Source organism: Clostridium chromiireducens (assembly GCF_002029255.1).
In the GTDB taxonomy this organism is placed as follows: Bacteria; Bacillota; Clostridia; order Clostridiales; family Clostridiaceae; genus Clostridium; species Clostridium chromiireducens.
The window spans coordinates 39,834-64,697 of record NZ_MZGT01000011.1 but is presented as its reverse complement, the minus strand read 5'-3'; the positions used below and the strand labels follow the sequence as shown (position 1 = coordinate 64,697).

27 protein-coding genes are annotated in these 24,864 nt (G+C 30.4%); 1 reads left to right on the top strand and 26 read right to left on the bottom strand.

Features of this window, described 5'->3' with window-relative positions; translation table 11 throughout:
• Positions 1 to 25: 25 nt before the first annotated feature.
• From CLCHR_RS05420 to celB, 13 genes are all read right to left on the bottom strand, one after another.
• Positions 26 to 469 carry a GNAT family N-acetyltransferase gene (locus CLCHR_RS05420; protein ID WP_079438681.1) on the bottom strand — a complete coding sequence of 148 codons (444 nt, stop codon included), beginning with the start codon at positions 467 to 469 and terminating at the stop codon, positions 26 to 28.
• A 311-nt stretch (positions 470 to 780) separates the two neighbouring features.
• Complete coding sequence (locus CLCHR_RS24705; protein ID WP_169896763.1) at positions 781 to 936, bottom strand: hypothetical protein; 156 nt, start codon at positions 934 to 936, stop codon at positions 781 to 783.
• Between the two features lie 119 nt (positions 937 to 1,055).
• Positions 1,056 to 1,808 (bottom strand): GGDEF domain-containing protein, encoded by a 753-nt coding sequence (locus CLCHR_RS05415; RefSeq protein WP_079438680.1) that lies wholly within the window; start codon positions 1,806 to 1,808, stop codon positions 1,056 to 1,058.
• Between the two features lie 22 nt (positions 1,809 to 1,830).
• Complete coding sequence (locus tag CLCHR_RS05410; protein WP_079438679.1) at positions 1,831 to 3,690, bottom strand: SpoIIE family protein phosphatase; 1,860 nt, start codon at positions 3,688 to 3,690, stop codon at positions 1,831 to 1,833.
• Between the two features lie 3 nt (positions 3,691 to 3,693).
• A complete protein-coding gene (locus CLCHR_RS05405; RefSeq protein ID WP_079438678.1) occupies positions 3,694 to 4,077 on the bottom strand; it encodes a DUF1987 domain-containing protein in 384 nt (127 codons plus the stop codon).
• A 10-nt stretch (positions 4,078 to 4,087) separates the two neighbouring features.
• A complete protein-coding gene (locus tag CLCHR_RS05400; RefSeq protein WP_242965991.1) occupies positions 4,088 to 4,642 on the bottom strand; it encodes a SiaB family protein kinase in 555 nt (184 codons plus the stop codon).
• A 185-nt stretch (positions 4,643 to 4,827) separates the two neighbouring features.
• Entirely contained in the window at positions 4,828 to 5,889 is a 1,062-nt protein-coding gene (locus CLCHR_RS05395) for an iron-containing alcohol dehydrogenase family protein (RefSeq protein ID WP_079438676.1), read from the bottom strand.
• 147 nt (positions 5,890 to 6,036) lie between these two features.
• On the bottom strand, positions 6,037 to 6,348 hold the full coding sequence (locus tag CLCHR_RS05390) for a hypothetical protein (RefSeq protein ID WP_079438675.1): 312 nt from the start codon (positions 6,346 to 6,348) through the stop codon (positions 6,037 to 6,039).
• A 135-nt stretch (positions 6,349 to 6,483) separates the two neighbouring features.
• The gene (locus CLCHR_RS05385) at positions 6,484 to 6,675 is read right to left on the bottom strand and encodes a PspC domain-containing protein (protein WP_079438674.1); all 192 of its coding nucleotides are present in this window, start codon (positions 6,673 to 6,675) and stop codon (positions 6,484 to 6,486) included.
• Positions 6,676 to 6,956: 281 nt separating this feature from the next.
• A complete protein-coding gene (locus CLCHR_RS05380; protein ID WP_079438673.1) occupies positions 6,957 to 7,268 on the bottom strand; it encodes a PTS sugar transporter subunit IIB in 312 nt (103 codons plus the stop codon).
• A gap of 65 nt (positions 7,269 to 7,333) precedes the next feature.
• Complete coding sequence (locus CLCHR_RS05375; RefSeq protein WP_079438672.1) at positions 7,334 to 8,782, bottom strand: glycoside hydrolase family 1 protein; 1,449 nt, start codon at positions 8,780 to 8,782, stop codon at positions 7,334 to 7,336.
• Between the two features lie 190 nt (positions 8,783 to 8,972).
• Complete coding sequence (locus tag CLCHR_RS05370; protein WP_079438671.1) at positions 8,973 to 9,311, bottom strand: PTS lactose/cellobiose transporter subunit IIA; 339 nt, start codon at positions 9,309 to 9,311, stop codon at positions 8,973 to 8,975.
• A 44-nt stretch (positions 9,312 to 9,355) separates the two neighbouring features.
• Entirely contained in the window at positions 9,356 to 10,681 is a 1,326-nt protein-coding gene (celB, locus tag CLCHR_RS05365; protein ID WP_079438670.1) for a PTS cellobiose transporter subunit IIC, read from the bottom strand.
• A 241-nt stretch (positions 10,682 to 10,922) separates the two neighbouring features.
• On the opposite strand from celB, the gene CLCHR_RS05360 reads away from it, so the two are divergent.
• Positions 10,923 to 11,777 (top strand): MurR/RpiR family transcriptional regulator, encoded by an 855-nt coding sequence (locus CLCHR_RS05360; RefSeq protein ID WP_079438669.1) that lies wholly within the window; start codon positions 10,923 to 10,925, stop codon positions 11,775 to 11,777.
• Between the two features lie 91 nt (positions 11,778 to 11,868).
• Here the strand turns inward: CLCHR_RS05360 and ilvD are convergent, their stop codons facing one another.
• The 13 genes from ilvD to CLCHR_RS05295 all read right to left on the bottom strand — a co-directional run bounded on the left by ilvD (position 11,869) and on the right by CLCHR_RS05295 (position 24,860).
• On the bottom strand, positions 11,869 to 13,584 hold the full coding sequence (ilvD, locus tag CLCHR_RS05355) for a dihydroxy-acid dehydratase (protein WP_079438668.1): 1,716 nt from the start codon (positions 13,582 to 13,584) through the stop codon (positions 11,869 to 11,871).
• Positions 13,581 to 13,766 (bottom strand): hypothetical protein, encoded by a 186-nt coding sequence (locus CLCHR_RS05350; protein ID WP_139376212.1) that lies wholly within the window; start codon positions 13,764 to 13,766, stop codon positions 13,581 to 13,583. The genes ilvD and CLCHR_RS05350 overlap by 4 nt, the downstream gene beginning before the upstream one ends.
• A gap of 77 nt (positions 13,767 to 13,843) precedes the next feature.
• On the bottom strand, positions 13,844 to 14,572 hold the full coding sequence (locus CLCHR_RS05345) for a FadR/GntR family transcriptional regulator (RefSeq protein ID WP_079438666.1): 729 nt from the start codon (positions 14,570 to 14,572) through the stop codon (positions 13,844 to 13,846).
• Between the two features lie 28 nt (positions 14,573 to 14,600).
• A complete protein-coding gene (locus tag CLCHR_RS05340) occupies positions 14,601 to 14,906 on the bottom strand; it encodes a DUF6506 family protein (RefSeq protein ID WP_079438665.1) in 306 nt (101 codons plus the stop codon).
• 324 nt (positions 14,907 to 15,230) lie between these two features.
• Positions 15,231 to 16,634, bottom strand: a complete 1,404-nt coding sequence (locus CLCHR_RS05335) for an amino acid permease (protein ID WP_079438664.1) — start codon at positions 16,632 to 16,634, stop codon at positions 15,231 to 15,233.
• 439 nt (positions 16,635 to 17,073) lie between these two features.
• Complete coding sequence (locus tag CLCHR_RS05330) at positions 17,074 to 17,556, bottom strand: MarR family winged helix-turn-helix transcriptional regulator (protein WP_079438663.1); 483 nt, start codon at positions 17,554 to 17,556, stop codon at positions 17,074 to 17,076.
• Entirely contained in the window at positions 17,522 to 19,114 is a 1,593-nt protein-coding gene (locus CLCHR_RS05325; RefSeq protein WP_079438662.1) for a DHA2 family efflux MFS transporter permease subunit, read from the bottom strand. Before CLCHR_RS05325 ends, CLCHR_RS05330 begins: the two co-directional genes overlap by 35 nt.
• 12 nt (positions 19,115 to 19,126) lie before the next feature.
• Positions 19,127 to 19,780 carry an HlyD family secretion protein gene (locus tag CLCHR_RS05320; RefSeq protein WP_079438661.1) on the bottom strand — a complete coding sequence of 218 codons (654 nt, stop codon included), beginning with the start codon at positions 19,778 to 19,780 and terminating at the stop codon, positions 19,127 to 19,129.
• Positions 19,781 to 19,799: 19 nt separating this feature from the next.
• Positions 19,800 to 20,783: an efflux RND transporter periplasmic adaptor subunit gene (locus CLCHR_RS05315; RefSeq protein ID WP_079438660.1), complete on the bottom strand. Its 984-nt coding sequence runs from the start codon at positions 20,781 to 20,783 to the stop codon at positions 19,800 to 19,802.
• Positions 20,784 to 21,120: 337 nt separating this feature from the next.
• Entirely contained in the window at positions 21,121 to 21,747 is a 627-nt protein-coding gene (locus tag CLCHR_RS05310; protein WP_079438659.1) for a class I SAM-dependent methyltransferase, read from the bottom strand.
• Positions 21,748 to 21,990: 243 nt separating this feature from the next.
• Positions 21,991 to 22,647, bottom strand: a complete 657-nt coding sequence (locus CLCHR_RS05305; protein WP_079438658.1) for a hypothetical protein — start codon at positions 22,645 to 22,647, stop codon at positions 21,991 to 21,993.
• A 130-nt stretch (positions 22,648 to 22,777) separates the two neighbouring features.
• Positions 22,778 to 24,187, bottom strand: a complete 1,410-nt coding sequence (locus CLCHR_RS05300) for a HAMP domain-containing sensor histidine kinase (protein WP_079438657.1) — start codon at positions 24,185 to 24,187, stop codon at positions 22,778 to 22,780.
• Positions 24,174 to 24,860, bottom strand: coding sequence for a response regulator transcription factor (locus CLCHR_RS05295; RefSeq protein ID WP_079438656.1), 687 nt, complete (start codon positions 24,858 to 24,860; stop codon positions 24,174 to 24,176). Before CLCHR_RS05295 ends, CLCHR_RS05300 begins: the two co-directional genes overlap by 14 nt.
• Between the last annotated feature and the right edge of the window lie 4 nt (positions 24,861 to 24,864).

The following is a 24,864-nucleotide window of genomic DNA, read 5'->3' as shown; positions in this document are numbered from 1 at the left end:
TGCATTAATATATATCTTGTAATTTTCAACTTACCTTAAAACACATTTCTTGTAGTATCAACCCACTTTTATCAGATAAAAAAGTATCTCCAATACTGATAAATCCAACCTTTTCATAAAAATTAACAGTCTCCAATCTAGAATTTAAATGTAAATTCATCATCATCTCATCTTTTGCTTTAATTATATGCTTTTTTAACATTTCAAAACCTATTCCTCTTTTAGTATAATCTTGAGAAACAACTACATTTGTTATTTTGCCTTCACCGTTAAAATTAGTCATTCTTGAATATCCAACAACCGTATTCTCGCATACTGCTACTAAATGAAAGCTTATATTATCTAATTCATCATAATCATACTTAGTAATTTTCCCATATGGTTTAAAAAGTACATCAAATCTCAAATTAATAACCTGCTCAAATTCTTTACCATCATACTTTATATATTTATATGTAATATTATCCATAATCTTTTCCTCTACTTTTCATTTTATAATCTCATTATACAACATATTCATCATTTTTGTATATTTATTCATAAATATTCATAATTTAATGCTGATATTATATGTTTTTACTTATAAGAAATATTATTCATACAATGAAATTGTATTATAAAAATTATGAACTTAAGAATATAGATATCTATTTTGATAATAAACGATATTATACCTATCTATTATAAGTATAAATGCTATTAAGTTATTATGAATAACTTAATAGCATTTATGCCGTTAACCTTATTTTTTATACAACACACGCTATATCTACTATAGTGTTATGATCGATCTTCCCATTTTCTTTTTGCTTTTAATATATTTTCTTCACTAAGTTTTGTTCCCTCTACGATTTCTCCCATTCCATAACCTTTATCTAACATTTCTTTTGCCTTTTCCATGGCTCTTTCATGCTCGCCTTTTTTTAACTTTTCCATTAGATTTCCTCCTTTAGTTATACTAAAATCTAAAGGTAGTTTTACCATCAGAAAAATATTTATTCAAAATCCTACTCAAGCTATCTTATAAAAATTATTATGAAACCATATTCTTAGCACTAGCAAAAACAACTTTTCTTATATTTTTTCTTAAATTTATACATATCAGCATCGGCCATTTGAATGATTTCATCAATACTTTTACCATCATCACATTCTACTTGGACTATTCCATAACTAAAAGAAATATCATAAGGTCTTAATTTCTTTTCATTTTCTTTAACTATATTTAATGTTATTTTTCTCATAGCTTCATCTACATCTTCTTTTTGCATATTTGGAAAAAGAATTATAAACTCATCTCCACCAACCCTGCATAAAATATCGTTATTTCTTATTACTTCTTTTACTAATTTACATGTTATTACAAGAAGTTCATCCCCTTCAGGATGTCCATAATTGTCATTTACATGTTTTAATCCATCAAGATCAATATAGCACATAGAAAAAACATCTTTATTTCTTCTTATTGATTTAATTTCTGCTTCCAATAAAGCTAGCCCCATTCCTCTATTGTAAACTCCAGTAAGTGTGTCAATTGCAGCATAATATTTCAGCTTTTCTTCTGCCCTTATTCTATCTTCAATTTCCTTTTTTAAATCACTTTGAATTCTATGAAGATATTCCTGTTGTCCATCACTAATTCTAATTATTTTCTCAACATCTCTAATTACCTTATCAAATTGTTTAACAATTACTGAGAAGTTGTTAAATACACTTTTTTCATCTCTTTTTTCATCTTCAATTAATTCTTTTGCGTCTTTGAGTAGAGCTTTCTCATTTTCAAAAAAACTTGGTTCAATTCCTGTCATATAATCACCCCAATATTTGTATCTATTTTACCTTAAATGCAAAGACAGTAATATCATCTCTTTGCTGCTCATTATTCATATATGTTTCTAGATTGGTTTCATATTCATCTTTTATAGAATCGAAATTCTCACTATCATAACCTTGTATCATTTCATATAATCGTTTTTTTCCAAAAGGATAATTTTTTTGTCCTCCATTTTGATGAATAAATCCATCAGTCGTAACTATAAATATATCCCCTTCTTTTATATCTATGATTTCATTATTTAACGTTTCCTTTAGTTCTATATAACTGTATCCTACTCCTTTACTCTGAGGCTTTACAATCTGAACTTCTTTACCACACTTAATATATAAATCCAAATTAGCTCCTAAATATATCAATTTAGATTTGTTCTTTATACAAAATATTGCGATATCTAACCCGTCATCAACGCTATTTCTATTAGAATCCTTATTCAAAGCTTGTTTTAACTGTATATGAAGTTCTCTAATAATTTTACTAGGATTATCTTTATTTATTGTTGTTACTATATTATGCAATATTGCGTTCACAGTCATTGTCATAAATGCACCTGGAACCCCATGACCTGTACAATCTCCAACTGCCAATATAATTACATCATCTATTTCCCTTAACCAAAAAAAATCTCCTCCAACTGTATCCTTGGGTCTCCAGATAGAAAAATGATCCTTAAATATTCTTTTTAATTCGTACTCTGAAGGCAATATTGCTTCTTGTAACCTTTTTGCATATTCTATACTGTCACTTATCTTTTGATTAGACTCCTGTAATTCTTGAGTTCTAATATTAACTTTCTCTTCAAGCTCCATATTAATTAAAAGAGCCTGTTTATACGGATTAGCAATTTTACGAGAAATAATATAAAATAATATCATAAAAGATAATAAAACCAGAACAACATTTACTATTGTATTGTTTCTGAGAGAATTAATTTGAGACAAATTCTCCATTCTAGGTATTTCATAAAATAAAATCCAATCACTTGAACTTAACTTGCAATACGCATAATCTACAATTTCTTTGTTACTATTTGTGTATTCTGATACCTTTACGTTTTCTTTACTATCTGAATATGTATCTTTAATTTCTGATATTACCTCTTTAGGTAGAAATTCTGAATAATTTTCCCCTATATCTTCACGTATATCAGACAATTGTATTATACCCCTGTCATCTACCATCCAGAGTTTACTATTCTTCCCCACCTTAAATTCTCTAAATTCCTTTGTTATTTCATTAAGGCTTAATCCAACTCCTGTTATTCCAACAGGATTATCTACACTGCCCACAATTGCATCCACGAAGAGAAAAAAGTCATCCATTGTTCTATTATAATCAACATTAAGAAGAATTTCTTTCTTGGATTTTAGCATTTCATAAAACCACTTATCCGCAGTATTATCTTTAGATAACACCACAAAATCCTCGTTATTCTTGTTTACATATGAATTTTCTCTAAAATAATAATGTTCTGTCTTTACACCTGCCATAAATGTATTACTGTAATCATAGGAATTAGCTATACTCTCTATTTTACTTAATACAATTTTCCCTGAATCCTTATCCTTCTCTTCATCTGCTAACCATTTTATATTTAAGGGATCTCTTGCTAAAATATAAGAAGTCTCTACCGCTCTATTGATACGACTATCTATCTTAGATGCCATTGATTTCACTATAAAAACAATATCTTGTGATTTTTCCTTATCAATTAGTGACTTTTTTGTATTTGTATATCCTAAAAGTCCTGTAATTATAACAGCAAGTGATATAATTATACTAGCTATAAGAATTATTCTAAAAATATTTTTTATATATGATTGACTATACCCCTTAAGAGTCTCTTTTTCCTTCACTTCCTATTCCTCATCACTTATTGAAATAAAATTAAAAGGAATATCTATATCCATACTAAAGTCTTGTCCCATATCATAATCAAAGCCATTATCTTCATCGTAATACCAATTTATAGTGATTTTTTTCCCACTTTGATAGTTCTCATTAAGTTTATCAAATAATATAATTAAACATTTTATGCTGCTAGTATTTATATAAGAAAGTTGAAATTCTATAATTAATTCATTAAAATCACTTAGATATTCATCTATAAATTTATAAATAGGTTCATAAAAGTTATAAGCATTTTCCGGATAAGATTCTCCCTTAAAAATCAATCTTTTTTGCTCATTAATGAACTCAACATATGGAGTACTTTTTGTATTTTGTGTAATAAAATCATTCATCTATCTAACCTCACACTGTAACAGTTAATGTGTAATAGGAGTAACTGTCATCTATCTTTTCAAATTTATACTCTATTTTTCCAGCTGCTTTTCTAGCAATTTGAATCAGTCCAAGTCCTGCTCTTCCGTTACTCATATCTATTTCTTTCCTGGAAACTTCTCTAAAGTAACTATTTAGTTCATCTTTATTCATAGATATTATTTTATCTAGCTTCTCTTTTAAATCCACAATATCCTCATTTAATATTGTATTCCCAGAATACACGCGGTAACCTGATTCTATTTTTGAAATAGCTATTATAGCTGATCCTGCAATAACCGAAAAATCCTTTGTTTCTTCTTTTGATACTTCATACTGTTTTATGTTTTGAGTCTGCTCAACAAAAGTAAAAAATGCTGTACTAATCTTACTTTTCGTTGCTTGTTGAAGCTGTAATCTTTGTTTTAATGCAACACCAAGTTCCTCTATTAATCCTTGAGAAAATGTTCCCGAAAATATGAATTCAATCTTTGATTCTTTCAACTTATTTTGAAGTACGTAAATTCCCTTTTCCAACCTATTCACTCCTCCTATATATTAATATGTATTCACATAAACTTTTACAACTAAATTACGGTTAATTATACCATTTTTATTCATATAAATACAATTATCATCATTAACTAAAATTAATACCTGATTTTATTAAATAAACAATTCGCTCGCCTGTTGTTTTCACAGTAAAAACATAATTTACTTAAGTAAATTATCTATACTAATACATAATCTAATATTTCATCTGTATCAACAATTTTCTTAGCAAGTATTCTATTTTCTTCAATGTGTATATACGTATATCTATTCGGTTTCATTGAAGAGGCAATATCTATAGCTCTCTTAAAATCATCTTTTCTCATATTTAATGTTTTAGCATAATCAAAAAATCCTGTTTCCTTTAGTACTTTTGTTATCCTTTCAAATCTATGATTTTGTACCTTAGCCATAATATAAGTTGCTATTCCTACCTGTATACCATGGAGCTGAGGCACTTCCAAAAATTTATCTAAAGCATGAGATATTAAATGTTCAGATCCCGAAGCCGGAGAACTGTTTCCTGCTATCTCCATTGATATACCATTTAATGTTAGTGAATCCACAAGTTCTTTTAAAAACAAATCATCTTTAATAGTTTTAAATTCAGTTCGTACGAAGCTATTTACTGCCTTTTTAGAAATCATAGTTGCAAAATCATCAATAATCACTTTACCATTCTCTTCTTCAAACTTCCAATCGTACAATGCCGTTATATTTGAAACTAAATCTCCAATCCCTGAATAAATAAATTTTTCTGGTGCTCCCTTAATTACATCAATATCTATAATTATTCCATAAGGTGTTTTAGCCGGAAGAGACATGCGCCTTCCGGCAACTAAAAGTGATGCGCCTGCGCTTGAAAATCCATCATTTGAAGTAGAAGTTGGAATACTGATAAACGGCAGCTTTTTTAAAAAGCTCATATACTTTACTGCATCAATGGCCTTTCCGCCTCCGATACCAATTAGAGCTTCTACCTCATTTGATATTTCAAAGGCTTTTACACTTACCTCTTCAAAATTTATATCTGAGATAGTTTCTATATTGGATACTTCAATATTAGCTTCCTTTAAAGAATTTTGAATAGACGCTCCAAACAATTCTTCTATACCTTCTCCAAAATATAATGATACATTTTGAAACATTCCCTTTTTAATCAAGTTTCCTACATTATTGATATTCCCTTTTCCTACTTCTAAGATTGATGGAATAGCAATTCTATGAATCGAAGTCTTCATGTTTTTTCACTCCTTATATATAATAAAACGGGCGCAAATTATTCTGCCCGTTTTTTTATCAAATATATTTTATGATTATTCTCTGTTTTATAACTATAATTTATGTATATCTTTTTCTAACTTTTATTAATAAGCTCACAATAAATTCTACTTTAGGTCATTAACAACTTTATTGATTTTATCGGCTTTATCCAAAGCCTCCGTCCATAATTCTTTTGATGGAATCATTTTTTCTATTGTTGTATATGTCTCTTTTATAACTGGTATATTTACAAGATTTGTACTTTGAAGAGACATTAACACGAACCAGCATACTCCTATCATCGCTACTATTTTTATTAAGTTCCCAATTGCCTTTAGTAGTATATATATGGCAACAATAGCTATCACTAATAAAACTAGTGTATTTGTTGTTATATGTAGCTGACCTTGGTTTATTAAATTATTTATTTTCTCCATGGATTCCTCCTAATTGTTTACCATAATCTATATTCAATATGTTTATTATATTATTTTTTTATTACTTAAGTTTTCTATCTGTATAACGTTGGATTAAAAATATAATTTAAGTACATTTTCGAATTTATATATTTACTACTCTACTGGTTTATTAGGCATGACTAATGCGCAAATTATATACAAAAGTATTCCAGTTCCTGCTAAAAGAACCATGGCCAAGTAACCAAGCCTAACCAGAGTTGAATCAAGTCCGAAGTATTCAGCAAATCCACCGCATACACCTGCTAACTTTTTATCTGTTGATGATAAGTAAAGCTTTTTTTCCATAACACCCTCCAAGCTATTATAAATTATCCTACAAATAGATCCTTTTCAAAATTATATCATTCCAGAATTCTATTTACTATAATTTTTATTAATCTATGTGCTCTTTCATGTATATAATTCAATTAACTTTTCTCTTTATACCTTCAACACTTCAAAATTAATCTATAAATTAGCACTTCAAGAAAAATATGAGGATCAAATAATTTTATTCACTTAAAATAAACCGTGCCAAAATTATTTGACACGGTTTATTTTAGTATCCTTAAGCTATAACTTTAGGCTTACTTATTGTCATTTATTAAATTAATTGCAAAGCTTAGAACTTTTGGTCCATTACACATACCATAATCTACAGATGGGATAGCTTCTACTGGAATACTATACTTTTCACCCTTTTTCTTCATTTCTGGAAGTTGAAAACGGATTTGTGGCCCAATTAATACTACATCTGCCTTCGCCATATTAGAATCTGCTGCATCAGTAGACACTGCCCATATAGTTGCCTCTATTCCTTGTTCCTTTGCTGCTTTCTCCATTTTTGTAACTAATAAACTTGTTGACATTCCTGCTGAACACACTAATAAAATTTTCATTAAAATCACCTCATAATAAATTTTTTTTTTACATATTTTGCTTTAAATTCTTGTGTTAAATATTTTTACTTATAAACTATTTCTGTATTTTTTGCTTCGAAACATCTATCAGTAGATAATTTTTTAAGCCAATGACCCGATTTTTTAATAGTTCTATTTCTATTATCATCTAGATTTATTTCAACTAAACCGTACCTATTTTTAAATGCATTTTGCGGCGACACATTATCAGTAAACGCCCACAACATATATCCAGTACAATTACAGCCTTCTTTAACAGCTTTTAACAACCATACTAAATGATCAGATATAAATTCTATTCTATAATCATCTTGTATTACGCCTTCTTCATTTTTATATTTTTCTTCTCCTTCTACTCCCATTCCATTTTCAGCAATGAACCATTCAATGTTTCCATATTCATTTTTGATTCTCATTGCCATATCATACATTATTTTAGGATATATCTCCCATCCTCTATGTGGATTCATCTTTTTGCCTGGCAGTTCAAACATCTCATAATAATAGGATGGATGAAATGGAGCTTCTGAATTCCAGCCACTTGTTCTAGCCTTTACTCTATGCGGAAAATATAAGTTTAACCCTAATAAATCAACTGTGTTATTCTTAATAATATCTAATTCCTCATCGCTATAATCAAATAAACAATTATGTTTCTTAAGAATTTCAAATAATTCTTGTGGAATTTCTCCTTTTACACTTGGATCAAGATATAATTTATTAAAGAAAAGGTCATACATTTCAGCAGCTTTTACATCATGAGGTGCAGAGGATCTTGCATAAGTTACTTCTGGATTTAAAATAACACCAATTTTTCCTCCAATATCTTTTCCGATATTACCTGACTTAAAAGCTTCTACTACTTTTGCTGTTGCAAGAATCTTATTATAGTTCCATTGCATCCAAGTTCTTGTATTTTGCTCAAATGGCCATCTTATAGCATCCAGATATACTCTAGTCTGAACTACTATAGGTTCATTAAAAGTAAACCAATACTTGACTTTGTTTCCAAATGCCTCAAAAGCTTTCTCAGCATATTTCACAAATAAATCTACTACATGCTTAGAACCCCATCCACCGTATTTTTCAAACAATATTGCTGGTAACTCATAATGCTCAAGACATATCATTGGCTCAACACCATTTTTAATAACTTCATCTATCATGTTGTTATAATACGCAAGGGCTTCTTCATCAACTTCGGCAGTTTCATAGTTTTTTATAAATCTAGACCAATCAATTGATGTTCTATATTTTTGTAAACCCACTTCACTCATAAGTTTTGCATCTTCTTTATATCTTCTGTAAAAATCCGTTGCTAATGTAGGTCCATAACCATTATGCCAAAGATGTGGTGTAGATTTATACCACAAATCCATATATGAATCTTGTCCATCCTTTTTATCTGTCCATCCCTCTGTCTGCCACGCAGATGATGATGCTCCAACAAAAAAGTTCTCCGGTAGTTTAAATGTGCTTTTATTTAACTCCATGTCCTACCTCCAAATATATTATAAATTTTAGTATTACTTTAATTTTGTTAATTTAATCACCATAAACTTATCCAGTAATATACTAAATATTTAATTAATTTATTTTTTATGTTATACTATAGTTTGAAAATATTTATCAATTATTTTTAATTTGATGTGTGAAATATGCCCATTTCACACATCTCATTTTTTATTGAATATTCTTGTTTTTTTCTTTATCCATATTTATTTCTCTTCGTATTTCTATAAGTTCTTCAGCTAATTGTTTTACAGTTATACCTGTCATTAAATGATCTTGAGCATGAATTAATAATAATGAAAGTATACTTGAATTACCATCAGCCTCCATTGTTAATAATTCTGTTTGAACATGATGTGCTTGTTCAAACTCTTTACTTGATAATTTTAATAACTCCTCTGCTTTTTCGAAATCCTTCTCCTTTGATGCCCTGATAGCTTCAAACGCATAACTTCTTCCATCTCCACTGTGAACTATTAAAGAAAATGCTTGTTGTTCTAAATTCTCCATTATAATAATCTCTTCCTTTCATAAACCTACATATTTATTATTAATTAGATTGCATTTGAATCTTCTTGTTCTTGCTGAACCATCTTATGATCCCAAGCCTTTAAGAATGGCCAGTAAATTAAAGCTGAAACAATTATATTTACTCCTTGAAGAATTATTGCTCTCCAATCTCCATTTGTAGCTAAAAATCCAGAGAAAAATGATGGTACGGTCCAAGGCACTGCTATTCCTGCTGGATAACTAACTAATCCTGTTGCCATCGCTATATACGTAAGTGATCCTACAGCTAAAGGTGCTAAAATAAATGGAATCATCATTATTGGGTTCATAACAATTGGAATACCAAATATTATTGGTTCAGAGATATTAAATATTGCTGGTGCAAGCGCCAATTTTCCTATCGATTTTGCTTGTTTTGATTTTGCAAGCAATATTATACATATAATTAGTCCTAAAGTTGCTCCACATCCGCCTAAACTGTTAACGAAATTATCATAAAATTGTAATGTTACTATATTAGGAGCTTGATGCCCTGCTTCTAATGCTAATCGATTTTGATCCATTGCTGGTAATAATATCGAATCCATAACTCCGAAAACTACACGAGTTCCATGTATTCCTAAAGTCCAGAAGAAACTATAAAGTGAAATGGTTGATACCATACCACCAAAAGATAATCCTACTAAAGCTAATGGTGCTCCAACAAATTTAGTTACAAATGCAAATACTGTTTGATAAGATGTACTTTCAAAGCCTAAACGTATGAAGAAGAATGAAACTAATATAATAAGCCCTGGTGTTATTGCTGTAAAAGATTTTGCAACTGCTGGCGGAACAGATTCAGGCATTTTTAATACCCAATTTTTCTTAACTACAAATATAAATATTTCTGTGGCAATTATAGCTGTAAGTATAGCAACTATTAATCCGCCTGCTGATAAATTAGCTGTTGGTAAAATTTTCCCCAAGTTTAATTTATCCCCGTTTTCTAATACTACATTAATAGTTTGCACTGGAGTTAACATTAAAAATGCTGCAAGCGAAAGCGCTCCGGCTGATAAGCCATCTACTTCCTTATCTTTCGCTAATTGATATGAAATTGAAATAACTGCAAGTACTGCAACAATATCAAAGGTTACTCTTACTGGATATAAAAGTTTAGTAGTAAATCCAGCGCCGAATATACCGTTTACAAAGTCGGCATAGCCAGTCACAGGGAAGTTTGCTAAAATCATAAATATAGATCCTATTATTATTAAAGGCATTGTTATTGCTAAACCATCACGTAAAGCTCTAATGTGTCTTTGAGCTGCAATTTTACCTGCAACAGGCATTGCTTTTTCTTCTAGGAAATTTATAAATCCATTCATAATTGTACCTCCAAAATATTATTTAAATGTTTACAATAATGACATCAAATATTTTCGGCCGCTAAATTTATTATTCATTATCTTGATTCAAATTATACTACATATGAAATAAAATTTCAATACATGAAATTTTATTTCATTTTCTTTTTTTCTAATTAGTATTTTATGCTATAATAAAATAAAGATTCTAAAATCTTTATTCTAAAACTATCTAGGAATTACTTGAAAGGTGTTGAATTACTTGAAAAATAGTTGCTTATTACAAATTAGCGATAGATATGATAGTTTCAGCTCAAAAGAACGAATTATAGCTGATTTTATATTAAAAAACCCAACAAAGGTCTTATATTATACAATTGAAGATTTTGCGACAGAGCTTAATGTATCTGATGCCACAGTATTCAGATTTGTAAAGAAGCTTGGTTATTCTGGCTATCAGTACTTTAAAGTATCATTGGCTGGTGAAGTTACAAACAATTTGAACGAAAATAAAAAAAATAGTATTGATGCTTCATCAAATGCATACAAATATATGACCGATTTATATGCGAATAATATTCAAGAAACTTCTAATAAACTAGATACATCCTTATTAGATAGAATAGCTAAAACTATGATGGGAGCCAAGAAAATAGCTTTTTTAGGTCTAGGTTCATCTGGAGAATTAGCTTTAAATTCATATAATAAATTCATAGATACCGGTTTATTTTGTATATGCAATGCAGATTATCATATGCAGTTAAAATTAACATCACAGTTAAGTTCTGATGATTTAGCACTAGTGTTTTGCAACTCTGGTATGAATAGAGATACTATTGCACTTGTAGATATATTAAAAGATCATAATGTTCCTATAATAGGTTTATCAAGTAATCCAAATTCTCCTTTTGCGAAAATGGTTAATGAATTTATATATACTTACCCTATTAATCCTAAAACGGTTATTGAAAAGCTTTCATCGTATATTTCACAAATAACTATTATAGATTATCTATATCTAAGAATACTTGCAAACGGTAAACATATCGATATAAATCTTATGAAACAAAATAAAACTATCCAGAGCAGAAAATATACTGTTGAGGAGCAAAAATAGATTTTATTTATATATTACAAATAAGGTTTCTACCTAACGATAGATAATCTATATCTTAGATTGGTAGAAACCTTACTTTATGTATATTAATTTATTTCATATATCCACCCTTCATTGGTGATACTGCATTTTCTGAAAATAGCTTTAAGATGCCCGACTCATACTTAGGCCTTCTTGGCTTCCAATTATTTTTACGTTCTTCTAGTGCTTTCTTTACTTCTTCTTCGCTACACTTCTTACCTTTTATTCCGATAATCTGTAGTACTCTTTTGGAAATATTAATTTCAATCAAATCATCTTCTTCTATTAATGCTATTGGTCCACCCACTGCAGCTTCCGGTGAAACATGTCCAATTGCCGGCCCCTTAGACGCTCCTGAAAATCTACCATCTGTTATTAGTGCTATACTTGCAGCCAACTCTTCATCAGAAGAAATCGCTTCTGTTGTATAGAACATTTCTGGCATTCCACTTCCTTTTGGACCTTCATATCTTATAATAACTGCATCTCCTGGTCTAATTATTTTCTTTAAAACCGCATTAATTGCATCCTCTTCGCTATCAAAAGGTTTTGCTTTTAATACAGCTTCATGCATTTCTTTTGGAACCGCAGAATGTTTTACAACTGCACCTTCTGGAGCAATATTTCCTTTTAATATTGAAACTGATCCATTGGTACCTATTGGATTATTAAACGGACGAATGACATCCTCTCTCTTTAATCCAACTTTTTCTAAATAACTATTACATTTTTCATAATATCCATTATTCTTTAGTTCTTCTAAATTTTCACCTAAAGTTTTACCTGTTACTGTCATTACATCTAAGTGAAGTAAATGTTTTAGTTCCTCCATTATTGCCGGTACTCCTCCAGCATAATAGAAATACTGAGCAGGCCATTTCCCAGCTGGGCGTATATCTAACAAATAATGTGCATCTTTGTGTATTCTATCAAAAGTCTCTTCATCAATATATAATCCAAATTCATGAGCTATAGCTGGTAAATGTAAAAGTGAATTAGTAGATCCTGATATAGCCGCATGAACAAGAATAGCGTTTTCAAAGGCTTTAATTGTAACAATATCCTTTGGACGAAGATTCATCTTAGCTAATTCTACAGCTTGTCTACCAGCCTTCAATGCAACATCCTCTAAATCTTCACATGTAGCGGGCATTAATGAACTTCCTGGAAGCATTAATCCAAGCGCTTCTGCCATTACCTGCATTGTAGCTGCTGTTCCCATGAATGAACAAGCCCCGCAAGACGGGCAAGCATTTTCTTTATAGTAAGTTAATTTTTCTTCAGTAATTTCTCCACGCTGACACATAGCACTATAAGCACCTATTTGCTCTAATGTTAATAAATCTGGACCTGCTTCCATTACTCCTCCAGTAACTATAATAGCTGGTATATTTAATCTTCCAATAGACATAAGATGCGAAGGCACTGCTTTATCACAACTTGAAATAAATACTCCACCATCAAACGGTGTTGCATTGGCATGAATTTCTATTAATGAAGTTAATGTATCCCTAGATGCCAAAGAATAATTTATTCCATCATGTCCTTGTGACATTCCATCGCAAATATCTGTTGCAAAATATCTTGCTCCTTTTCCTCCCGACTGAGTAATCCCTTCTACAGCTTTGTTAGCAAATTTCAAGAGATGAACACTCCCTGGATGACTGTCCCCAAATGTGCTTTCTACAATAATTTGTGGCTTTGCCAGGTCCTCGGTTGTCCATCCCATTCCCCTACGGAGTGGGTCCATTTCTGGTGCAATTTTTCTTATTTCTTGACTAATCATACTACTTCTCTCCTAGTTAATATTTGATACCGTTTAAATACATCTGATGTATTTATAATATCACAACCTATGTTTTTGTCAATATTATTTCTCAAAAACCTTTTTCTTAAAATATTTTTACATATTCTATCCATAACCCAACTTATACTCTTGATTTTTTCTTCTCTTTCTTTAAAATACATCTGATGTATAACCAATAATTCCAAAAAAATACATCCGTTCTCTAATCAGATCGGATGTATTTTCCTATATCAAATATTTAGCTAGTAATTTCTTTCCCTATAATAGTTTTAATATTTCTTCTATTATATACTAAATGTAAAAACATAGCATCACGTGCACCGTTAGCATCATGATTTTTAATTGCATTTAAAATTTCTCTATGTGTTTCCATTGTTTCAGTTCTTAACTTTTGATTAGTAATATCAATAAATATTGCAATGGATCTGTTAATAATAGGAATTAAATTTCCTACAACTAAGTTTTTACTACTTTTCGCTATAGCAGCATGAAATTCTATATCTTTCTCTAGATACGGTTGTTTTTTCAGAATGAGCTCATCTATTTCATCGCACAAGCTCGACATTTTTTCGATTTCTTCATTCGTAGCCTTTACTGCAGCTATAGATGCTATGGATGGTTCTATCATAAATCTTACTTCTAATAAATCAAGAGCCAACTTATATTTATCCTTAACAAACGTCAACCCCAACGGATCATCTGCAACTCCACCTTTTTCAGAAATAAAAGTTCCAGCGCCACGTCTTATTTCCAAAATATTTCGCGAAACTAAAGCTTTTATAGCCTCTCTAATAGTACTTCTTCCTACATCAAGTTTATCTGCAAGTTCGTACTCATTAGGTAACTTATCACCAGCTTTCCAATCATTCTCTATAATTAATTGAATTATACGTTCCGAAATCTGTTCTCCTAGCGGTTTTGCTGAGTTGTTTACGCTATTTACTTCAAAATCTTTAATATCAGACATCTTTCCTCCTATGCTCATTTATCGTAATTTATTTTCTTCCAAAAAATTTTACAAACTTATCATCCTCACTAGGAAAATGAGTTACATATCCAATCGCCATTTTTCCTTCAGTTATTTCTATAAGTTTTCTTGTTTTTTCTTCCCCAAAGGCACCACATAGTTCCAACGCCCCAAAACCTTTTTCAGAAAGTTCCTTAGCCTTTTCACAAGCTTCCTCAAAATTATTTACAGACACAATATAAGTATCTTTGGTTTCTGTTTCAAAACACACATTATGTTTATCTTTATCATATTTAGGTCCCATAAGCATAAAAGCAAACTTAGGTCTTTCCATATCTAAACCCTCCATTTATATTCTATTTATTTAATATTCTATATTAATAGTTTATTACATACAATTATTTATTTTCCACTTCGATTTAGCTCAATTACATTTCCTTCAGCATTTCGCTCACTCTCAATTACTGAATCTCTATCAGTCCCTTTACAAATATAGTTTCTCGCCTAAACCATCCTACACTATAAAAAAATCGCCCTAAGCATAAGATAAGCTTAGGGCGAACTATATTATCCAGGGTTGTAATACCTAAATTAAAGTAATTATCTACTTTAATTCGATACATCTACATAATTTTTAATTCGCAAAACGAATATATAATTACTTATTATTTCTACGAGCAAAATAAGGCATAACCAGACCTAATCCAATAAGTATAAACGGAGTTATGATGTTAAGTACAAGTTGGAAAGTATCCTTAGAATACATCCCACTAATACATGCAAAAGCCGTAAATGCAAAACACCAAATTCCAATTATCATACCCAATACTCTACTTTTTACAAATTGATACTCCGGCATGAACTTCTCTCCTGCTTTTTTCAACGCAATATAAGCAGCAAATACCCATAAATAACGTAGCGGCATACAAACAGCATTTAATTTAACTAACCATTTTACTAGCTCGTCTACATTTCCGATACCGAAAGCTGGAACAATTATCAATATAGATACAATTATTAGAATTAATTTATGACCATTTTTATATGCTCCATGATTATTTTTTACAAACATCTTTTCAGGAATAAAATTCTTATCAGCACTATCAAGTAACATACGTAAAGGTGCATCAATTGATATAATCAATACCGCAAACTGTCCAATCATATTTGTAATAGCATATATAACAACAAATAAATTACCTAAATGATAATATTCACCTAGCTTTTGGAATGCGTAATATGCTCCATTTGTCATTAAATCTTTTGGAACATTGCTCGAATCAAACATCATTCCAAGTGAAATAGTACCTAGAATCGCACATACAGCAACCATAATTGCTAATGTAATCATTCCCTTCGAGAAACCCTTTTCAGGATTTTCCATTTCATTAACATAAGGCGAAATTTTTTCACAGCCACCTACCGCAAAAACTAGGATAGATAAACTTGTAAAGAATTTAACATCAAATGTTGGCATAAAAGTTTTTAACGACCAATCAATAGAATTTAAATGAGCATCAGTAATTGCAGGAGCAGCTACCATTAAAATAATAAATAATATTGACATTACAAACATTGATGTACCTGCAAGGGTCGCTAATTTTTTTAATGGATTTAACCCTTTAGATGCAATATATAATCCTATCAAGAAAATTACTAAACATGATAATTGCAAAAACATAGGATTCATACTACTAATTCTTTTATCTTGGAAAATAGCCCAGCTTGTTGCGATAATAAATCCTGATGGCTTCTGTGAAATATAAGGCATATGTACTATCCAGTATGTCCAACCTGCATAGTATGCCATTTTAGGACCTATAGTTTCGTTAATCCATGAGCTGACTCCTCCACCAAACTCCTTAAATGCTGATCCCAATTCCCCTACCATTAACGCATATGGTACAAAATAAATTGCAAAAATTAATATCCAAGATATAATTGCCTTTAAGCCATTATACTCAGAAAATCCATTAATAACATTCCCAAATCCCCAAACTGTCGAAAATGCCATAAATGCCAAAGTGTACCAAACAATTTTTTTATTATTATTTTCTGACATAAACTTTTCTCTCTCCTATTTCTAAATTTTAATTTTTATATTAAAATAATATAATAGATACCTAATTATGTATATATTTTCGACAAAAACAGTCATAATTTAATTATATTGCTAACACAATTAAAATCTATAAAGAACTTTTTATTAATTCATAAAACTTGTTAGTTAGCTTCATATTTTACTTTAAGTATAAGCAAAAAAATCATGTGCAAAATTATTATTCCATCAAATTTAGTTCCTTGGAAATCTTATATAATTAATAAAGTTCATTTTGGTGATTTTTATTATCCAGCTCCCTATGGACTTTCTCTTATTACCATTTTTCAATACTTAATCACACTACAAAAAACCGTATTAACTTTATCAATACGGTTTTTTGTTATCTATTATATTAACTTTAAATGCTACAACTGATTTTATAAAATAACTTTTTCTTTATCTAGTTATCATCTTTTAACAATACACTTAATTGTCGCAAGCCATAAATAATTTTATCTACTTCTTCTGGGTCCATTTCCTTTATTGAATTCAGTATAAATTCATCAAAAAATCTCTTCTTTATGGCAAATATATCATTATTTTTTTTAAATTCCTCTGAAATTGATAACTTGACAATTCTTCGATTATCTTTTGGGATTTCTCTATTTACAACACCTTGCTTAGCCAAACGATCTACTATTCCCGAAACTGTACTTTTCGTCAAGCTCATATAGTCACTTAACTCATTAAGAGTAATTGACGGCACCATATATAGGTGAAATATAACCCCTAACTGCGGAGCCGTAAATCCATATTCCTTTGCTATTTTCTCATATTTACAACTAAGAGATCTTTTGATACTTTTAAATATTCCAAGTATTTCATCAGCTTGTTCTTGAACTAACTCATTATTCGGAGACAAGGACTCCTCCTGTCGGTTCATTTTTTTCACCTTCCTTATTTTCTTTCTTAGGTGTTTTTTTCACGCCCATAAATGAAGCTAGAAATATAGCTACGAATACAATAACAACAGTTACCGTAACCGCATAAGCCATTGCATCCAAATAAGCCTGACTTCCAATCATTCTTGTTATGTAAGATAATGCAGACGCTTTAGCAGCACTTTGCTGCATCCCCATGCCCATATATGCTTTTGTCAGTGTACTTATTGTATCTATTGCTGTTTTATTATATACGTTAATTTGTTCTGATAATTTGGCATAATTATAATCATTTCTTCCTTGTATAAGTGTAGACATTAGAGTAACACTAACCGAACTCGCTATCTGCCTTAAAGTATTTGAGAGAGCTGATGCCCTGCTAATTAAATGGGCAGGCACAACATTCATACCGCTAGTACTAATTGGCATCATACTTAATCCCATTCCAACAGACCTTATACAATTAATAAGTACAATATGCTCTTTGCTAGAGTTCATATTTATGGCATTTGCAAGTTCAAATGAAGATCCTGCAAGTATTAAAAGCCCTGGGATAACCAGTGCTTTTACCCCTACCTTATTCATAAGATTACCACTGATTGGCATTAAAACTCCCATTACTAATGCTCCTGGCAACATCATTAATCCAGTTTCCATCGGTGTATAGGCTCTGACATTTTGCAAAAATAAAGGTAATACATAAATCCCCCCCATCATCGCCAATGTCAAGACACTAGTTACAATCTGACTTATTGTAAAATCAAACAATTTAAATACTCTTAAATCTAAGAGAGGGCTTGGGTGCGTTAACTCATTAGCTACAAATAGCACAAGACTTAAACATCCAAGAGTCATCAATATTGGATTTTCAAGCTTGGACCAGTCAATTGATGATCCTTCCCCTAAAACATATAATACACTAACTAGACCTACTGTAGAAGATATAAATCCAATTATATCAAAAGATTTAAAAGGCTTCCTTTCAGCACCCTTTAATACAATTGTACCCAATATCACTCCAATTATACCAATTGGTACATTGATATTAAAAATAAGTCTCCAATCCATCTTTTCTATGATATATCCGCCTAAAGTTGGCCCTATTGCCGGTGCTGCCATAGATGCTATTCCCCAGAAGCCAAGAGCTAATCCTACTTTTTCTCTAGGGAATACTTGATATATTATAGACATTCCTACTGGCATTATCATTCCACCACCGATAGCTTGAATGACACGGAATATTATCATACTGGTATTACTCCAAGAAACACCACACAACATGGATCCTACTGTAAACATCGCCAAAGCAAATATATATACTCTTTTAGCACCCAAAATTTCTTGTAAATATCCTGTAAGAGGTATAATCGCACCAAGTGCTAAAGTATAAGCGGTCAATACCCACTTTATATCATCTAAAGATACTCCAAAAACAGACATCATTTTAGGAAGAGCAATATTTACTATACTACTATCGAGTATAGACATAAAAGTACCTATTACAACTACGCCTAGCGCTAACCAACTATTCATTAACGAATCTTTATTACTCTCTCCCATTACATCACCTCATTATTTAATATGAATTTTAATAATTGCATTTGTTCCTGGGAGAATCTTTTCATTAAAACTATCAAGTTCGATTTTTATAGGTATTCTTTGAACTACCTTAGTAAAAGTTCCGCTTGTTGATGATGGCAATAGTGATATAGCCGAATTAGATACTTCACCAATAGTTTTTACTTTTCCACTAAATTTCTCAGAGTCATATTGATCTATTGTAATATCAACCGGTTGTCCAACTTTAACTTTTCCAAGTTTTGTTTCTTCTATATTCGCAGAAATATAAAGCTTACTTGGATCAACTAATGTAATTAAAGTTTGACCTGTTGATAAAAGTTCCCCAACAGTTCCCTGCTTCTTTACAACAATTCCATCAATAGGTGATCTAACTAAAGATTGCTCTACACTTGTATCTGGAAGATTATTCATTTCCTGACGAGCCAATATTTCGTTCTTTGTCACTTTGTCTCCTTCTCCAACATTAAGTTCTAATAACTTACCTGAAATTTGAGGAGTTACACTTACGAAATCAGCATTAACTTTTGCATCTTCTGTCGAAACATAATATGTATTTTCATACCAATAATAAAATGCTATACTACTTAATGCTGCCACAATTGCCACTAATATTCCAATAATTAATATTTTACGCTTTTCTTTCATATTTCAGTCACCTCTTCCCTTATTCCTTTATTCCAACTTCAGCAAACATACCAGGTTTCAATACTGAATTCGGATCTGATAATGCTACTTTAACCAAAATATTTCTACTCTGAGCATTTAATTTAGAGTTTATAACTGATATTTTTCCTTGAAACTCTGTATTATCTACTTCAGACACCTTTACAGTTACATCTTGTCCTTCTTTAAATTGACCAACAATATCTGCTGGCACATAAGCATTTACAACTAAAGCATTTGCATTTGATATTGAAAGAAGCGTCGTATTTGCTGATGCCATCTCTCCTACGTTAATACTTTTAGCATTTACTGTTCCTGAAATCGGTGCTGCTATAGTTGCATTCCCCAATGATGTTTGTGCAATCTTTAAAGCTGCTTCTGCTTGATCTACCTGTGCCCTATAAATATCTATACTTGTTTCTGTTGCACCATTTTTATGCATATTTAATACTTCTTGAGCTGTCTTTTGTTGTGCTTCTGCTGCAGTAAGCTGTTGCTGTGCTGTTTCAAGTTGCTGCTGTGTAGCGGCGTCTGAATCAAATAAAGCTTTCGTACGATCATAATTTTTTTTAGCAACTTCATAATTTCCAGTTGCACTATCTAATGATGCTTGATCTTGAGCTATTTGCTCAGGACGTGCAGTACTCATAGCATTCGTTAAATTTGCCTGAGCGGTTTTAACTGCTGCCTGCGCCTGGTCCACTTGTGCCTGCAAATCTTGTGTATCTAGTTGTATAACAGTATCCCCTGCATTCACCTTAGAACCAACATCAACTAACACCTGTGAAACTCTCCCTGCAATCTTTGAAGCTACATTTGCCTGATCATTTGCATCAATTTTTCCAGCCATTATGTACTTAACATTTGATTGTTGTTCTGTATTTTGAGTAGTTTGTGAGTTATTATCTACGCTTGTACTACTTGTAGAACTACAACCACTTAATATCATTGCCATAACTAAACAAACTAACATAGTTTTTTTCATATTACCCCTCCATCAATTAATTATTCCTACACATATTGTTCGTATGCTAACAGTATGTATTATACAACTATTTATTTTTATATTCAAGAATAATATTCAGCTTTTTAATACAAATTTAATCATTATTTTTGATAACATTTACAAATATACAATGTTTACGATATCATTATATAATGAAATTATACTTTCTAATCAAAACTCATTTTAGTAACATATTAACAAAAGAAACTTGAATTTTTCGGCATAAAATTCAAGTTTCTTTTGTTTCTTTAAACTGTTATTACTAAATTCCATGTAAGCTACCACTTTCAATAAATCTATACTATGCATTAATCCATTATTTTATTGCTGTAGCTAATAATATACCTGTTTTGGTGTATTCTCCTTTACTTGATATACCTACTGCTTCTAATTTTGTATCTTCAATTTTAATATTTTTAAATCCAGAATCACTTAACCACCTTATTATCTCTTCCTCGCTAAACCCTAACCACTCATCGTACATTTCTTCCCTAGCCCAGGTGCCATTGTGCTTATATACATCAGAAATAACTACTACCCCTCCGTTTTTTAATACTCTGTACATTTCCTTTAAGCTTTTCGCCGGATTCACTACATGGTGAAGTGCCATATTAATTGTTATTGCATCTAAAGATTCATCAAATAAAACTAACTCCTCCAATGTAGACCTAATAGGGTATACATTCTTTAGATTTCTATTAAGACTTTCTTTTTTTAATTCCTTAAGCATATTTAAAGATTGATCTACTGCAAAAACAATATTGGCATTCTTAAGAGCAAGTCCTAACGAAATAAATCCAGTCCCACAACCTAAATCTCCGACCACTTTACTATCCACATCTAATTTCTGCAATATTCTTTCCCTTACTTCATCTTTAAAATATTCACTTCGCATCTTGTTCCAACTTAAAGAAATATTATCAAAATATTCTCTTGAACTCATCGCTTTCTCCTCCCTTTTTAATTTAGGCCAAAAGTTACTTATAGTTATTCTTTTAATTTAAGAATATATTTTATTTAACTGTGATACTATAAATCCATCTTTTCATATAACTTCTATATCTTTACTTGGTTATACATATAAAATATGCTATTTCGCAATTCATGTTACCTAATTACGAATTTTAATAATAAAAAAACTATGCAAGCATCTACTTTGCATAGTTTAATTTTCCTCTATTGAACTTTATTTCAATACACTATTTGTTGTGGCTTTAGTTGATTGACGAGTTTCTTTTATTTTTTCTCTAGCTTCTTTATTAGTAAGACCTGAAATATCTATACCAAGCTTTGTTGCTTTTTCTTTAATCTTTTCAGTCACTTCTTGTTTTTTTGCATCAACAGCTGCCTTTATCTTTTCTTTCGCTTCTTCTTTTGATAACCCAGTGATATCAACACCTAATTTTGCTGCTTCTGCTTTTCTTATTTTATCTCTTGCTTCCTCACCTGTTAATCCCGTGATATCCACATTTAATTTAGCAGCTCTATCTTCGAGTTTCTCTGTTACTTCTTGTTTCTTAGCTTCAATAGCTGCTTTTATTTTTACTTTTGCATCTTTTTTAGATAACCCTGTAATGTCTACACCTAATTTTGACGCTTCTGCAGTCCTTATTTTATCTGTTGCTTGCTCATTCGTCAAACCAGTAACATCTATTTCTAGTTTTGCAGCTCTCTTAGTAAGTTTTTCAAATTTTTCTTCTTGTGTTAACTTTTTAGTTTCAGTTTGTACTGTAGTATTGGTTGTTTGAGGTTGTGAACCTACAGTATCAGCGAACGCTGGAATAATACTTGAAATTCCAATTACAGATGCGATGACAATACCTAATACTTTTTTCTTTTTCATATCCACTTTCTCCTTTTAATTAAATCATTTAACAGAAATATATTTGCAATCCAATCATATCTGGTTACAAATACATAATAAAACTCTTTTGTGAAATTTATGTGAAATAAAAAATTATATTATAAATAAATTAGTCTTTTAGTAATTCGATTGAAAAAATCACACCATCTTCAACATTTTCTACAACAGCAACGCCGCCATGAAGCTTAGCTATTAATCTAACCAATGATAGACCAATTCCATGTCCTCCATACTTTCTGGATCGTGATCTATCGACTTTATAACATACATCCCAAATCTTATCCATTGCCACCTCTGGTATGTTATCTCCCGTATTGGATACACTTATTTTTATTCTGTTTTCTTTTTCCTCCACTATCACATTAATAATTTTTTTCTCATCAACATGATCTATAGCATTAGTAATAAAGTTATTTATTGCTTTTTCAAGCATAGCACTGTCAGCATTAATTTCATAACCCTTTATACACTCAAACTTAAAATTAATATTTTTTTCATTAAATATTGGTCTAAAGCGTTCAATAATCGTAGATATAAATTCATAAATATCAAAACTTATAATATTTAATTTAATCATTCCACCTTCTATCATAGAATAATTTAAAAGTTCTTTAACCAACTTATCCATTCTATCGCATTCCTCTACTAAAATAGAACAATATTTATCCATTTTTTCTTTATCGCTGGCAACGCCATATTTAAGTCCTTCTGCATATCCTTTAATTATTCCTATTGGTGTCTTTAATTCATGAGACATATTTCTTACAAGTTCTTTCTTGCTTTCCACATCTTGCTTTAATTCACTTATACTTTTATTCAACTTATCCGAAATCTTGTTAATACTCTCTCCTAATCTACCTATCTCATCTTCTGAATTAATGTATCTAACTTTATCGAATTTAAGATTTGATATATTTTCCGCAACATTACTCATATCAATAATTGGCTTAGTTATTTTTTTTGAGAATATTAATATAAAAATAGCACCAACACAAATTACTATGCAGCCAGCAAATATGTAAAACTGATTTGCAATTTGAACACTATCATGGATACTCTTTACTGATTTAATTAAAATTAAGTATTCTTCATCGTTAACCTTTGATATATAAATTAGTTTTGTTTTTTGATTATTATCTTTTTCATCGATATAATATACATATTTCTTTGAAAGTTTTTTTTGGTTATCTAAGATAGTTTTCCTAACTTCTTTTGCCAAACGTTTTTCCTCATCAACCGATTTCGATCGAAATGAATTATATTCTACATTAAAATCATTATCCACAATTATGGTGTTTATTCCATCTATGCTCTGAATCATATCTATATATTCATAGCTATTTTCCTTGTTAGTAATATATTCATTTGCAATTTTGTCGCTTAATGATATTAATGTCCCTTTATTTTTGTAAACATAGTATGATTCTAAGAATATTGAATTTAAAAGGATTCCGCTTAAAACTAATGAAATCATAAGTACCATAAATATAAAAAACAGCTTCGTCTTAATTGTTTTCATTTTTCTTTACCTCAAACATATATCCGCATCCCCTTACTGTCTTTATAGAATTTCCCTGAGCTGAAAGTTTAGCCCTTAAAGTTTTTATATGCGTATCTATTGTTCTTATGTCTCCCTCAAAATCATATCCCCAAACCTTATCTAATATTTGCTCCCTTGTTAATACAATATCTGCATTTTTTATAAGATAAATCAGAAGATTATATTCTTTAAGATTTAACTTAATTTCTTCATCATTCACTACTACTTTGTGAGTTTTTTGAATAATTTTTATTCTACCTGCAGTTATTTCGTCCGAATAGCTTTTCTTCACCTTTTTTACAATATTATTTAAACGTGCTATAAACACCTCATAACTAAATGGTTTCCCAATATACTCATCTGCACCTTTTTCTAATCCTAGAATTTCATGTTTTTCATCCCCTAATGCTGTAAGCATTATTATTGGAATATCCGAGTATTCTCTAATTTCCTTAAGTACCTCCCACCCATCATGTACCGGCATCATTACATCCAATATTACTAAAGAAATATCATTTTTACTAAAAAACACGTCAATCGCCTCTTGCCCATCACATGCTATTATTGGAGTGTATCCCTCCTTTTTAATGATATCACACACAAGATCTCTAAATATATTATCATCTTCTGCAATAAGAATTTTAATCTCCATAATT

Excerpts from the sequence above, each read along its gene's own strand:
- CLCHR_RS05420 (WP_079438681.1), bottom strand. The coding sequence starts at position 469 with ATGGATAATATTACATATAAATATATAAAGTATGATGGTAAAGAATTT.
- CLCHR_RS24705 (WP_169896763.1), bottom strand. The coding sequence starts at position 936 with ATGGAAAAGTTAAAAAAAGGCGAGCATGAAAGAGCCATGGAAAAGGCA.
- CLCHR_RS05415 (WP_079438680.1), bottom strand. The coding sequence starts at position 1,808 with ATGACAGGAATTGAACCAAGTTTTTTTGAAAATGAGAAAGCTCTACTC.
- CLCHR_RS05405 (WP_079438678.1), bottom strand. The coding sequence starts at position 4,077 with ATGAATGATTTTATTACACAAAATACAAAAAGTACTCCATATGTTGAG.
- CLCHR_RS05395 (WP_079438676.1), bottom strand. The coding sequence starts at position 5,889 with ATGAAGACTTCGATTCATAGAATTGCTATTCCATCAATCTTAGAAGTA.
- CLCHR_RS05390 (WP_079438675.1), bottom strand. The coding sequence starts at position 6,348 with ATGGAGAAAATAAATAATTTAATAAACCAAGGTCAGCTACATATAACA.
- CLCHR_RS05385 (WP_079438674.1), bottom strand. The coding sequence starts at position 6,675 with ATGGAAAAAAAGCTTTACTTATCATCAACAGATAAAAAGTTAGCAGGT.
- CLCHR_RS05380 (WP_079438673.1), bottom strand. The coding sequence starts at position 7,268 with ATGAAAATTTTATTAGTGTGTTCAGCAGGAATGTCAACAAGTTTATTA.
- CLCHR_RS05375 (WP_079438672.1), bottom strand. The coding sequence starts at position 8,782 with ATGGAGTTAAATAAAAGCACATTTAAACTACCGGAGAACTTTTTTGTT.
- CLCHR_RS05370 (WP_079438671.1), bottom strand. The coding sequence starts at position 9,311 with ATGGAGAATTTAGAACAACAAGCATTTTCTTTAATAGTTCACAGTGGA.
- celB (WP_079438670.1), bottom strand. The coding sequence starts at position 10,681 with ATGAATGGATTTATAAATTTCCTAGAAGAAAAAGCAATGCCTGTTGCA.
- ilvD (WP_079438668.1), bottom strand. The coding sequence starts at position 13,584 with ATGATTAGTCAAGAAATAAGAAAAATTGCACCAGAAATGGACCCACTC.
- CLCHR_RS05350 (WP_139376212.1), bottom strand. The coding sequence starts at position 13,766 with ATGTATTTTAAAGAAAGAGAAGAAAAAATCAAGAGTATAAGTTGGGTT.
- CLCHR_RS05345 (WP_079438666.1), bottom strand. The coding sequence starts at position 14,572 with ATGTCTGATATTAAAGATTTTGAAGTAAATAGCGTAAACAACTCAGCA.
- CLCHR_RS05340 (WP_079438665.1), bottom strand. The coding sequence starts at position 14,906 with ATGGAAAGACCTAAGTTTGCTTTTATGCTTATGGGACCTAAATATGAT.
- CLCHR_RS05335 (WP_079438664.1), bottom strand. The coding sequence starts at position 16,634 with ATGTCAGAAAATAATAATAAAAAAATTGTTTGGTACACTTTGGCATTT.
- CLCHR_RS05330 (WP_079438663.1), bottom strand. The coding sequence starts at position 17,556 with ATGAACCGACAGGAGGAGTCCTTGTCTCCGAATAATGAGTTAGTTCAA.
- CLCHR_RS05325 (WP_079438662.1), bottom strand. The coding sequence starts at position 19,114 with ATGGGAGAGAGTAATAAAGATTCGTTAATGAATAGTTGGTTAGCGCTA.
- CLCHR_RS05320 (WP_079438661.1), bottom strand. The coding sequence starts at position 19,780 with ATGAAAGAAAAGCGTAAAATATTAATTATTGGAATATTAGTGGCAATT.
- CLCHR_RS05315 (WP_079438660.1), bottom strand. The coding sequence starts at position 20,783 with ATGAAAAAAACTATGTTAGTTTGTTTAGTTATGGCAATGATATTAAGT.
- CLCHR_RS05310 (WP_079438659.1), bottom strand. The coding sequence starts at position 21,747 with ATGAGTTCAAGAGAATATTTTGATAATATTTCTTTAAGTTGGAACAAG.
- CLCHR_RS05305 (WP_079438658.1), bottom strand. The coding sequence starts at position 22,647 with ATGAAAAAGAAAAAAGTATTAGGTATTGTCATCGCATCTGTAATTGGA.
- CLCHR_RS05300 (WP_079438657.1), bottom strand. The coding sequence starts at position 24,187 with ATGAAAACAATTAAGACGAAGCTGTTTTTTATATTTATGGTACTTATG.
- CLCHR_RS05295 (WP_079438656.1), bottom strand. The coding sequence starts at position 24,860 with ATGGAGATTAAAATTCTTATTGCAGAAGATGATAATATATTTAGAGAT.